Origin of the sequence: Streptacidiphilus sp. ASG 303 (genome assembly GCF_020991365.1) — a bacterium.
Taxonomy (GTDB): Bacteria; Actinomycetota; Actinomycetes; order Streptomycetales; family Streptomycetaceae; genus Peterkaempfera.
Genome location: NZ_JAJLRA010000014.1, coordinates 144,381 through 154,466 on the forward strand (window position 1 = coordinate 144,381; position 10,086 = coordinate 154,466).

The 10,086-nt window shown below is 77.6% G+C and carries 12 protein-coding genes; 3 read left to right on the forward strand and 9 right to left on the reverse strand.

Going from position 1 to position 10,086, the window contains the following annotated elements; all coding sequences use genetic code 11:
* Nucleotides 1-5: 5 nt before the first annotated feature.
* On the reverse strand, nt 6-476 hold the full coding sequence (locus tag LO771_RS18870) for an SgcJ/EcaC family oxidoreductase (RefSeq protein WP_230654005.1): 471 nt from the start codon (nt 474-476) through the stop codon (nt 6-8).
* A gap of 165 nt (nt 477-641) precedes the next feature.
* Between LO771_RS18870 and LO771_RS18875 the strand changes: the two genes are divergently transcribed.
* Nucleotides 642-1,013 carry a YbjQ family protein gene (locus tag LO771_RS18875; RefSeq protein ID WP_230654006.1) on the forward strand — a complete coding sequence of 124 codons (372 nt, stop codon included), beginning with the start codon at nt 642-644 and terminating at the stop codon, nt 1,011-1,013.
* On the opposite strand, the gene LO771_RS18880 is transcribed toward LO771_RS18875, so the two are convergent.
* Nucleotides 997-2,286, reverse strand: coding sequence for a PLP-dependent aspartate aminotransferase family protein (locus LO771_RS18880; protein ID WP_230654007.1), 1,290 nt, complete (start codon nt 2,284-2,286; stop codon nt 997-999). The genes LO771_RS18875 and LO771_RS18880 overlap by 17 nt on opposite strands.
* Before the next feature lie 167 nt (nt 2,287-2,453).
* Between LO771_RS18880 and LO771_RS18885 the strand changes: the two genes are divergently transcribed.
* Entirely contained in the window at nt 2,454-2,933 is a 480-nt protein-coding gene (locus tag LO771_RS18885) for an Lrp/AsnC family transcriptional regulator (protein WP_230654008.1), read from the forward strand.
* A gap of 61 nt (nt 2,934-2,994) precedes the next feature.
* Here LO771_RS18885 and LO771_RS18890 read toward each other — a convergent pair whose 3' ends face one another.
* Nucleotides 2,995-3,582, reverse strand: a complete 588-nt coding sequence (locus LO771_RS18890; RefSeq protein ID WP_230654010.1) for a TetR/AcrR family transcriptional regulator — start codon at nt 3,580-3,582, stop codon at nt 2,995-2,997.
* Between the two features lie 172 nt (nt 3,583-3,754).
* On the opposite strand from LO771_RS18890, the gene LO771_RS18895 reads away from it, so the two are divergent.
* On the forward strand, nt 3,755-4,837 hold the full coding sequence (locus tag LO771_RS18895) for an FAD-dependent oxidoreductase (RefSeq protein ID WP_230654051.1): 1,083 nt from the start codon (nt 3,755-3,757) through the stop codon (nt 4,835-4,837).
* Nucleotides 4,838-4,933: 96 nt separating this feature from the next.
* On the opposite strand, the gene paaE is transcribed toward LO771_RS18895, so the two are convergent.
* From paaE to LO771_RS18925, 6 genes are all read right to left on the reverse strand, one after another.
* Nucleotides 4,934-6,037: a 1,2-phenylacetyl-CoA epoxidase subunit PaaE gene (gene paaE, locus LO771_RS18900; RefSeq protein ID WP_230654012.1), complete on the reverse strand. Its 1,104-nt coding sequence runs from the start codon at nt 6,035-6,037 to the stop codon at nt 4,934-4,936.
* Complete coding sequence (paaD, locus tag LO771_RS18905; protein WP_374228196.1) at nt 6,037-6,561, reverse strand: 1,2-phenylacetyl-CoA epoxidase subunit PaaD; 525 nt, start codon at nt 6,559-6,561, stop codon at nt 6,037-6,039. Before paaD ends, paaE begins: the two co-directional genes overlap by 1 nt.
* Nucleotides 6,555-7,445 (reverse strand): 1,2-phenylacetyl-CoA epoxidase subunit PaaC, encoded by an 891-nt coding sequence (paaC, locus tag LO771_RS18910; RefSeq protein ID WP_230654016.1) that lies wholly within the window; start codon nt 7,443-7,445, stop codon nt 6,555-6,557. Before paaC ends, paaD begins: the two co-directional genes overlap by 7 nt.
* 56 nt (nt 7,446-7,501) lie before the next feature.
* Nucleotides 7,502-7,804, reverse strand: a complete 303-nt coding sequence (gene paaB / locus LO771_RS18915; protein WP_230654018.1) for a 1,2-phenylacetyl-CoA epoxidase subunit PaaB — start codon at nt 7,802-7,804, stop codon at nt 7,502-7,504.
* Nucleotides 7,801-8,877 carry a 1,2-phenylacetyl-CoA epoxidase subunit PaaA gene (gene paaA / locus LO771_RS18920; RefSeq protein WP_230654020.1) on the reverse strand — a complete coding sequence of 359 codons (1,077 nt, stop codon included), beginning with the start codon at nt 8,875-8,877 and terminating at the stop codon, nt 7,801-7,803. Before paaA ends, paaB begins: the two co-directional genes overlap by 4 nt.
* Before the next feature lie 311 nt (nt 8,878-9,188).
* Nucleotides 9,189-9,734, reverse strand: a complete 546-nt coding sequence (locus tag LO771_RS18925) for a MarR family winged helix-turn-helix transcriptional regulator (protein WP_230654022.1) — start codon at nt 9,732-9,734, stop codon at nt 9,189-9,191.
* Nucleotides 9,735-10,086 lie beyond the last annotated feature (352 nt).

Below are 10,086 nucleotides of genomic sequence, written 5' to 3' on the forward strand. Positions count from 1 at the left end.
GGGCGTCACTCGTCCCGGTACGAGGGCAGCAGCAGGTCCCGCAGCTCGGCGGTGAGCGCGTCGCGCAGCTCGGGACGGCCGTGGAACTGGGCGGGGGTGTTCTGCAGGAGCACGATCCGCCACTGCCCGCCGGTCCGGGCGGCGACGACCGTCTGGAGGGCGTTGAGCTCCGGCTTGAGGTCGGACTCGCCCGCCGGGACGAGCCCGGCGACGGCGTGGAGGAGCGCGGTGTCCGGGCCGAGCAGCCGCACGTCCCGCACCTTGGCGACGTAGGAGGGCGTGGTGTGGTGGGCGAAGAGGTGGGCCATGTCGGCGGCGATCCCGGCCCGCCCGCAGTGGCGGCTGCCGTCGAAGCCGATCACCTCGCCGTCCTCGGCGAAGGGGGCGGCCATCGCGTCCGCGTCGCGCGCGTCCCAGCCCTCCAGCAGCGCCCGGTAGAGCTCGCGGACCGCCCGGGCGTCCTCGTCGGTGGCCATGGCCGGTCCTCCTCGCGGTGTGCGCCTGCCGGTCAGCCTAGCCCCGCCCTGGCTGCGGCGCGTGGCGGGCCGCAGGGCCCCGCGGACCGCCCCCGGACGCGGTCCGGGGGCGGTCCGGGGAGCGCTCCGGGGGCGCGCCGGCCGGGGCGGGGCGAGGATGGCGGTATGGGCAGCATCGACGAGTACGGCGGCGGGCAGGGCCCGTCGGCCGACGTGCTGGTGGTGACGACCAACGGCATCCCGGGCTGCCGGGTCGACCGGGTGCTGGGCGAGGTGTTCGGCCTCACCGTGCGCTCCCGGCACCTCGGCAGCCAGCTCGGCGCGAGCCTCAAGTCGCTGGTCGGCGGCGAGCTGCGGGGTCTGACCAAGACCCTGGTGGAGAGCCGCAACGAGGCCATGGCCAGGCTGGAGGAGCAGGCCCGCGCCCGGGGTGCGAACGCGGTCCTGGCCATGCGGTTCGACGTGACCGAGGCGGCCGACCTGGGGACCGAGATCTGCGCCTACGGCACCGCCGTGGTGGTCAGCCGGACGAGCTGACCAGGTCGGGCGCGACGGCCCCGGGGGCGGGCGCCGCCGGAGCCGGCACGGCCGGGACGGCCGCCGGGGCGGGGCCGTCCGCCGCGAGGGCCGCGCCGAGGGCCGCCGCGAGGTCGTCCAGCAGGTCCTGCGGGTCCTCCAGGCCCACCGAGAGGCGCAGCAGCCCCGGGTCGGGCCGCGCCCCGGCCTCGACCGGCCGGTGGGTGAGCGCGGCCGGGACCTGGATGAGGCTGGAGACGCCGCCGAGCGAGACCGCGTGGGTGACCAGGCGGCAGCCCGCCGCCACCCGGCCGGCCGCAGCCGCGCCGCCCTCGACGGAGAAGGCGAGGACCGAGCCGGGCAGCTCCATCTGGCGGCCCAGCACACCCGCCGGGTCGGTGCCCGGCAGTCCGGGGAAGTGCACCCGGACCACGCCGGGCAGGGCGGCGAGCCGCTCGGCGAGCACCTGCGCGCCCGCGCTCTGGTGGCGCACCCGCAGCGGCAGGGTCTGCAGGCCGCGGTGGAGGAGGTAGGCGGAGAGCGGGTGCAGGATGCCGCCGGTGACGGCGCGCACCGAGCGCAGGCGGGCGGCCCACTCGGGGCCGCAGGCGACGGCGCCGGCCAGGACGTCCCCGTGGCCGCCGAGGTACTTCGTGGCACTGTGCAGCACGAGGTCGGCGCCGTGGCGGCCCGGCTTCTGCAGCACGGGCGTGGCGAAGGTGTTGTCGACCAGCAGCGGCACGCGCCCGCCGCCGGGGCGGTCGCACTGCGCGGCGACGGCGGCGATGTCGACCAGTTCCAGGGTGGGGTTGGCGGGGGTCTCCAGGACGACCAGGCCGGTGTCGGGGCGCAGCGCGGCGGCGACGGTGTGCGGCTCGGCCCAGGTGACCCCGGTGCCGAGCAGGCCGGTGGCGAGGAGGTGGTCGGTGCCGCCGTACAGGGGGCGGACCGCGACGACGTGGCCCTGCCCGGCGGCGCGGGCGGCGGTGAGGCAGGCGGCGAGGGCGGCCATGCCGGAGGCGAAGGCGACGGCCTCGGGCAGCTCCTCCAGCTCGGCGAGGGCGTCCTCGAAGCGGGCGGTGGTGGGGTTCCACAGCCGCTGGTAGACGTGGCTGTGGTCCGGGCCGGGGCGGCCGCCGGTCGCCAGCACCTCGTAGGCATCGCCGCCGGGGCCGACGCCGGGCAGCGGGTTGGTGGTGGAGAGGTCGATGGACGGCACGTGGACGCCCGCGTCGTGCAGGCCGGTGCGGCCTGCGTGGACGGCGGCGGTGTCGGGGCGGCGGCGCTGCGGCATGGCGGGTCCTCCCGGTGGGGGCGCGGCCGGCGGGGTGCGGCCGGCGCGGGTGGCGCGCCTCACAGGGTGGAGGACTTCCGGCCCTCCCCGGGACCGCGCCGCACGATGTTCGGCAGAAGGCGTCCGGCTCTTGCTCTTCTTCGGTGCACCGGGTCACCATCGTGCCCGTGCCGAACGAACGACACCCCGAGCTGGCCCCCGTCGACCGGGCCATCCTCCGGGTGCTCAGCGAGAACGCCCGCACCCCGAACAAGGCCGTGGCGGAGGCGGTCGGCATCGCGCCGTCGACCTGCCTGACCCGGATCCGGTCGCTGTGCAAGCGCGGGGTCATCCGGGGCTTCCGCACGGAGGTGGACCCGGGGGCGCTGGGCCTGGGCGTCCAGGCGATGATCGCGGTGCGGCTGCACTCGCACGCGCCCCGGCACGTGGACGCCTTCGTCCGCGGCGCGCCCGCCCTGCCCGGCGTGCTGGCCGTCTTCCACGTCTCGGGGCCCGACGACTACCTGCTGCACGTGGCGGCGGCGGACACGGCGGCGCTGCGCGACTTCGTCCTGCAGCACCTCACGGCCCATCCGGCGGTGCAGCAGGCCCGGACGAGCCTCATCTTCGGCCAGGTCCGGGGCGCGGCGGCCGACGCGGTGGAGTAGGGCCGCGCCGGAGCAGGGCCGCGCCCGCCCGTCCCGGCCCGCCGCTCCCCGGGTGCGGGGGTCAGGGCCGCAGGGCGGCGAGGACGAGGTCGACGGCGTGCTCGGCCCAGTCCGGGCGGGCGCGGCCCGCGGCGAGGTAGTCGGCGTAGAACGGGCCGAGGAGGGCGGATACCGCGCCCTCGAGGTCGGCGTCGGCGCGGACCGCGCCGGCGTCCCGGGCCCGCTCCAGCAGCTCGCGCAGCAGCGCCCGGCGGGGCAGCACGGTGCGCTCGCGCAGCAGGGCGAGCAGTTCGGGGGTATGGGCCTCCTCGGCGAGGCAGGTCCCGATGAGCGCCATGCCGCGGACCCGCTCCACGGTCGCGGCGAAGTCCCGCAGCACGGCGACCAGGTCCTCGCGGACTTCCCCGCGCGGCGGCGGCGCGTCGGCCATCCGGGCGCCGGCGAGGGCCGCGGTCAGCAGGTCGGCCTTGGTCCTCCAGCGCAGGTGGATGGTGGACTTGCTCACCCCGGCGGCGGCGGCGACCTGGTCGAGGGTCATCCGGACGTACCCCTGGGAGGCCAGGAGTTCCAGGGCGGCCCGCAGGATCGCCTCGTCCTTGGCCGCCGACCTGGGACGCCCGGCGCCCCGCCCGGTCTTCGTCTCGCGCATCCCCGCAGGATAGGCGCCCCGGGGGCGGACGGAAGACACCGCCCGGCGCCGGTGTTGCAGGGGCGTGACCGCTTCCGCAGAAGAGAACAGGCCCGGGACGGCCCCCGCGCGGCCGGACGCCGCCGGGGCGGGCTCCGACGGGACGGACCCCGCGGCGGCCGCCGCCGCCCCGGTGGACGTGGTCGTGGTCGGCGCCGGGCAGGCCGGGCTGTCGGCCGCGTACCACCTGCTGCGGCGGGGCTTCGCGCCCGGGGACGGCTTCGTGGTGCTGGACGCCGACGACGCCCCCGGGGGGGCGTGGCGCCACCGCTCCCCCAGCCTCACCATGGCGGCGGTCCACGGATTCCACAACCTGCCGGGCCTGCCGCTGCCGCCCTCCGCCCCGGACCGCCCGGCGCGCGAGGCGGTGCCGGAGTACTTCGCCGCGTACGAGCGCACCCACGGCCTGCCCGTGCTGCGGCCGGTGCGGGTGCGGGCCGTGCGGCCGGAGCCGGACGGGACGGCCGGTCCCGGCGGGCGGCCCGGCGGCCGGCTGCTCGTGGAGACGGACGCGGGCGCCTGGTCGGCGCGGGCGCTGGTGAACGCCACCGGCACCTGGACCCGGCCGTTCGTGCCGTACGTCCCCGGCGCGGAGCTGTTCCGGGGCCGCCTGCTGCACTACGCGGAGTACCGCGGCCCGGAGGACTTCCGCGGCCTGCGGGTGGCGGTGGTCGGCGGCGGGGCGTCGGCGGTGCAGGTGCTGGCCGAGACGGCGGCGGTCGCGGAGACCCTCTGGGTGACCCGGCGGCCGCCCGTCTTCCGCGACGGGCCCTTCACCCCGGAGGCGGGGCGGGCGGCGGTGGCCCTGGTCGAGCAGCGGGTGCGGGAGGGGCTGCCCGCCCGGAGCGTCGTGGGCGTGACCGGGCTGACGGACAGTCCGGCGCTGCGGCGCGCCAGGGAGCTGGGCGCACTGGAGCGGCAGCCGATGTTCGACCGGATGACGGCGACCGGCGTGGCCTGGGCCGACGGGCGCACGGCGGACGTCGACGCGGTGGTGTGGGCGACCGGCTTCCGCCCGGCCGTCGGCCACCTGGCCCCGCTGGGGCTGCGGGAGCCCGGCGGCGGCATCCGGCTGGAGGGCACCCGGGCGGCGGCCGACCCCCGGGTGCACCTGGTCGGGTACGGGCCGTCCGCCAGCACCGTCGGCGCCACCCGGGCCGGGCGGGCCGCCGCCCGTGAGCTGCACGGACTGCTGCGGGCGCCCGTGGCGGTGTGACCGGCCCGGCGGGGGCGGCGGTACCCGCGGGGGCGGCCGGACCCGCCGCGCACCGGCCGGCGCGGCCGGACCGGCCTGCGGCGGCCGGTCCGGCGCTCAGCGGTCGTAGTCGACCGTCACCCGCGCGGAGACGGGCAGCGACTGGCAGGTGAGGACGTAGCCCGCCTCGACCTCGGCCTCCTCCAGGGCGAAGTTCCGCCGCATCCGCACCTCGCCGTCGACCACCAGCGCCCGGCAGGTGCCGCACACCCCGCCCTTGCAGGCGAAGGGCAGGTCGGGCCGGGAGCGCTGCGCCCCGTCGAGCAGCGTGCGGTCGCGGGGCAGGCGCAGCTCCGTGGCGCGGCCGTCGAGGACCACGGTCACCTCGCTCACCGGCCCGGCCGGGGCGCCGTCGCCGGTACGGGCCGGCGGCTCGGGCGGCAGCTCGTCCTCGGCGTGGAAGAGCTCACGGTGGACGCGGTCCCCCGGCACGCCGAGCGCGGCGAGCAGCTCCCGGGCGCCGTCCACCATCGTGTGCGGGCCGCACAGCCACCAGTGGTCGACGGCGGGCACCTCGACGAACGCCTCCAGCAGCGCCGCGAGCCGGTCCCGGTCGAGGCGGCCGGTGAGCAGCTCGGCGTCGCGCGCCTCGCGGGAGAGGACGTGCAGGAGCTGGAAGCGGGCCGGGAAGCGGTCCTTGAGGTCGGCCAGCTCGTCGGCGAACATCACGGTGCCGGTGTGCCGGTTCCCGTACAGGAGCACGACCTCGGAGGAGTCGTCGGCGGCCAGCACGGAGGCCGCGATGGAGAGCATCGGCGTGATGCCGGAGCCCGCCGCGAGCAGCACGTGCACGCCGGGCCGCCCGGTCTCGGGGGTGAAGGAGCCGCTGGGCGGCAGCACGTCGACGGTGTCGCCGGGCCGGGCGCCGTCCACCAGCCAGGAGGAGAACAGGCCGCCGGGCACCAGCCGGGCGGCGATCCGCAGCGGGCCGCCCGCCGGGGAGCAGACGGAGTACGAGCGCCGCTCGTCGCGGCCGCCGTCGGTGCGGCGCAGCGTCACGCACTGCCCCGGGCGGAAGGCGTAGTCGGCGGCCAGCTCCTCGGGCACCTCGAAGCGGACCGCGACCGCGTCCTCGCACAGCCGCTCCACCTCGGTGATCCGCAGCGGGTGGAAGGCGGGCCGCCGGCGGGCGGGCCGGGCGGGCGCGGCGGGAGCGGACATCAGATCTCCTTGACGTACTCGAACGGCTCCAGGCAGGCGCGGCAGCGCCACAGCGCCTTGCAGGAGGTGGAGCCGAAGCGGGACAGCTCCTCGGTGTCGGCCGCGCCGCACCGGGGGCAGGCGACCGCCGGGCGCCGCACGGACAGGGACACGGGCACCGGGCCCGCGGTGCGGGCCGGGGCCGGGCCGGGCGGGGCGATGCCGGCCTCGGCGAGGCGGCGGCGGCCCTCGGGGGTGATCCGGTCGCTGCTCCACGGCGGGTCCAGCCGGGTGCGGACCCGCACGTCGGCGAAGCCCGCCGCGCGCAGGGCCGCGTCCAGGTCGGAGGCCATCTCGGCCATCGCGGGGCAGCCGGAGTAGGTGGGGGTGATCCAGGCGGTCACCGCGCCGGCGTCGTCGACCTCGACGCCCGCGAGGACCCCGAGGTCGGCGAGGGTGAGCACCGGCAGCTCGGGGTCGCGGACGGCCCCGGCGGCGGCCTCGGCCGCCGCCAGGCGCTCCTGCGTGCCGGCGCCGGTCACCAGACCGCTCCCGGGTGGGCGCGGGCCACGCACTGCATCTCGGCGAGCAGCCGGCCCATGGCCTCGGTGTGGACGCCGTCGCGCCCGGCCCGGCCGCCGACCGCGGCGAGCGGCGGGACCTGCGGGACGTCGAGCCCGGCGGCGGCGCAGACCTCGGCGAGCGCCTCCCCGACCTCGGCGCGCAGCACGGACGGGTCGACGGCGGCGCCGGACGCGGCCAGGCGCAGCTCCACCGGGTGCGGGGTGAGGAGCTCGTCCAGGTAGGGCACGACCTGCTCCAGGCCGCGCCGCATGCGCTCGCGGGACAGCTCGGTGCCGTCGCCGAGCCGCACCGTCCAGGCGGCGGCGTACTCGCGGTGGTAGGCGAGCTCCTTGGCGCCCTTGGCGGCGACGGCGGCCAGCACCGGGTCGGCGGAGGAGGCGAGGCGGCGGAAGAGTGCGAGGCGGGCGCAGGAGAAGAGCAGCAGGCGCGCGGTGGAGTGCGCGAAGTCGCCGTTGGGCAGCTCCACCAGGCGGACGTTGCGGAACTCGTGCTCGTCGCGGAGGAACGCCAGGTCGTCCTCGCTCCGCCCGCTGCCGTCGGCCTGCCCGGCGCGCGCGAGCAGCAGGCGGGCCTGGCCGAGCAGGTCGAGGCCGGTGTTGGCGAGCGCGACCTCGTCCTCCAGCTCGGGGGCGCGGGTGCACCACTCGGTGAGCCGCTGGGCGAGGACCAGCGCGTCGTCGCCCAGCATCAGGCAGTACGCACCGAGGTCCGCGCCGTCCACACCGGCGGGCAGGCTGGTGTCCACACCGTGCAGCGGGTCGGTGAAGCCGGTGCCGTAGGCCCAGCGGGCCTCCCCCTCCGGGGACGTCTCCGCCAGGGACAGGTAGACGTGGTCGTCGCTCACGCGGCGCTCCTCTGCTCTGGGTGGTCCCGGGTGGTCCGGGACGCTCCCGGGCCGTCCTAGATGTGGGGGACGTCCTCGGGGATGTCGTAGAAGGTGGGGTGGCGGTAGACCTTGTCGCCGCTGGGGGCGAAGAAGGGGTCCTTCTCGTCCGGCGCGGAGGCGGTGATGGCGGCGGAGGGCACGACCCACAGGGAGACGCCCTCGTTGCGGCGGGTGTAGAGGTCGCGGGCGGCCAGCAGGGCCATCCGGTCGTCGGCGGCGTGCAGCGAGCCGACGTGGACGTGGTTGAGCCCGCGCTTGCTGCGGACGAAGACCTCGTACAGCGGCCAGTCGGCCCGGGGGGCGGTCGTGTCGCTCATGCTGCTCCTCCTGGTGCTGCCCCGGCCGGGGCCGCCGGGGTGTCCTGCGCCGGGGCCGCCGGGGTGCCCGCCGCGGCGCGGGCGGCCTGCTTCGCGGCGTGGGCGGCGGCGGCCTCGCGCACCCAGGCGCCGTCCTCGTGGGCGCGGCGGCGGCGCTCGACGCGCTCGGCGCTGCACGGGCCCTGGCCGCGGATGACCCGGCCGAGCTCCTCCCAGTCGGGCTCGCCGAAGTCGTGGTGGCCGCGCTCCTCGTTCCACTCCAGGCAGGGGTCGGGCAGGGTGACGCCGAGCCGCTCCGCCTGGGGGACGGTCATGTCGACGAAGCGCTGGCGCAGCTCGTCGTTGGTGTGGCGCTTGATGCGCCAGGCCATGGACTGCGCGGTGTTGGGCGAGTCGGCGTCCGGCGGCCCGAACATCATCAGCGACGGCCACCACCAGCGGTCCACGGCGTCCTGGACCATGCGGCGCTGGGCGTCGGTGCCGCGCATCATGGTCATCAGCAGCTCGTAGCCCTGCCGCTGGTGGAAGGACTCCTCCTTGCAGACCCGGACCATGGCGCGGGCGTAGGGGCCGTAGGAGCAGCGGCACAGCGGCACCTGGTTGCAGATGGCGGCGCCGTCCACGAGCCAGCCGATCACGCCGACGTCGGCGAAGGTCAGCGTGGGGTAGTTGAAGATCGAGGAGTACTTCTGCCGGCCGCTGACCAGCTTCTCGGTCAGCTCGGCCCGGTCCGCGCCCAGGGTCTCGGCGGCGGAGTACAGGTACAGGCCGTGGCCGGCCTCGTCCTGGACCTTGGCCAGCAGGATCGCCTTGCGGCGCAGGGAGGGGGCGCGGGTGAGCCAGTTGCCCTCGGGCTGCATGCCGATGATCTCGGAGTGCGCGTGCTGGGCGATCTGCCGGATCAGCGTCGCGCGGTAGCCGTCGGGCATCCAGTCGCGCGGCTCGATCCGCTGCTCGGCCGCGACGACCTCCTCGAAGTGCCGCCGGAGCGCGTCGGTGCCGGGCTCGGCGGCGGCCGCCGCGCCTGCTGCGGCGCCCGCGGTCGCGGCGCCTGCGGTACCGGTACTGGACACGGGCCCACCTCCCTACTGACCGTTCGGTCGGTAGCCAGTCTCGCGGGTGGACGGCTCTCCTGGCAAGGGGAGGGCGGACACGGGGCACCGGAGGCGGGGGTGACCCGTACTCCCGGCGGGCCGCCGCACCGGGGAGACCGACGGGCCCGGCCTGCACGCACACGGGGGATGCCCACGTACCGCCTCCCTCGCACCGCGGGGACGGTCCGCGCGGCCGGCCCCTCGGCGAGGGCGGGCCGGCATCGGGCGGTGACCGCCGCAGGCCGGGCGGCGGTCCGGCCGGGCGGGCTCCCGCGCCCGGCGCGGGGGTGCTAGCGCGGGGCGTCCGCCCCCGGCAGGGGGGACCGGGCGAGATTGGCGGTCATGCGGCCGAGGACGGCGGTGGCGGCGGCGATGTCGTCGGCGCCGAGCCGCATGGCGTCCCCGAGCGCCGGGGGGACGGCCAGGGCGCGGGTGCGCAGCTCCACGCCGCGGGGGGTGGGGGCGACCTCGACGAGGCGCTCGTCGCGGGCCGAGCGGCGGCGGGTGAGGAGGTGGTTGGCCTCCAGCCGCTTGAGCAGGGGGGTGAGGGTTCCGTAGTCCAGGCCGAGTGCGTCGACCAGGTCCTTGACGGGGACCGCCCCGTGCTCCCACAGGGCGAGCATGACCAGGTACTGGGGGTAGGTCAGGCCGAGGTCCTCCAGCAGGGGGCGGTAGGCCGCGGTCAGGGCGCGCGAGGCGGCGTAGAGGGTGAAGCAGAACTGGTCCTTGAGGAGCAGGGACGGCTGCGGGTCCCCGCCGTCGCCGGCGCGGCCGGCCGGGTGCGCCTCGTCGGGCTGCTCCGGGGTCGCCGGGGCGGGGGGCGGTGCGGGGTCCATGGGGGCCTCCTGGTCGGTCGGGGTGCGGCTCCGGGGCCGGTGGCGGCGGCCGGGCCGGCGCCGCCGGGGGCGGGACACCGCCCTCCGAGGTTCCAGCGAGTGCAATCTTACCGCCAACGATTAACTTGTGCACGAGGCACTTGCACGCACGAAACTTGTGCCATAGCCTTCCGGAGGACGCCCCGCCGGGGAGCCCGAGAGACCGCACCCTTCCGAAGGAACGACGATGATCAACGCCGTCAAGCACCGCCGCGCCGTCCTGACCGCCGCCGCCCTGGGCGCCGCCGCCGTCGCGGCCACCACCGCGGCCACCACCGCCTCCGCCGCCCCGGCCCGCCCCGCCGCCCACCAC

Excerpts from the sequence above, each read along its gene's own strand:
- LO771_RS18890 (WP_230654010.1), bottom strand. The coding sequence starts at position 3,582 with ATGCGCGAGACGAAGACCGGGCGGGGCGCCGGGCGTCCCAGGTCGGCG.
- LO771_RS18870 (WP_230654005.1), bottom strand. The coding sequence starts at position 476 with ATGGCCACCGACGAGGACGCCCGGGCGGTCCGCGAGCTCTACCGGGCG.
- LO771_RS18925 (WP_230654022.1), bottom strand. The coding sequence starts at position 9,734 with ATGGACCCCGCACCGCCCCCCGCCCCGGCGACCCCGGAGCAGCCCGAC.
- LO771_RS18880 (WP_230654007.1), bottom strand. The coding sequence starts at position 2,286 with ATGCCGCAGCGCCGCCGCCCCGACACCGCCGCCGTCCACGCAGGCCGC.
- LO771_RS18875 (WP_230654006.1), top strand. The coding sequence starts at position 642 with ATGGGCAGCATCGACGAGTACGGCGGCGGGCAGGGCCCGTCGGCCGAC.
- paaE (WP_230654012.1), bottom strand. The coding sequence starts at position 6,037 with ATGTCCGCTCCCGCCGCGCCCGCCCGGCCCGCCCGCCGGCGGCCCGCC.
- paaB (WP_230654018.1), bottom strand. The coding sequence starts at position 7,804 with ATGAGCGACACGACCGCCCCCCGGGCCGACTGGCCGCTGTACGAGGTC.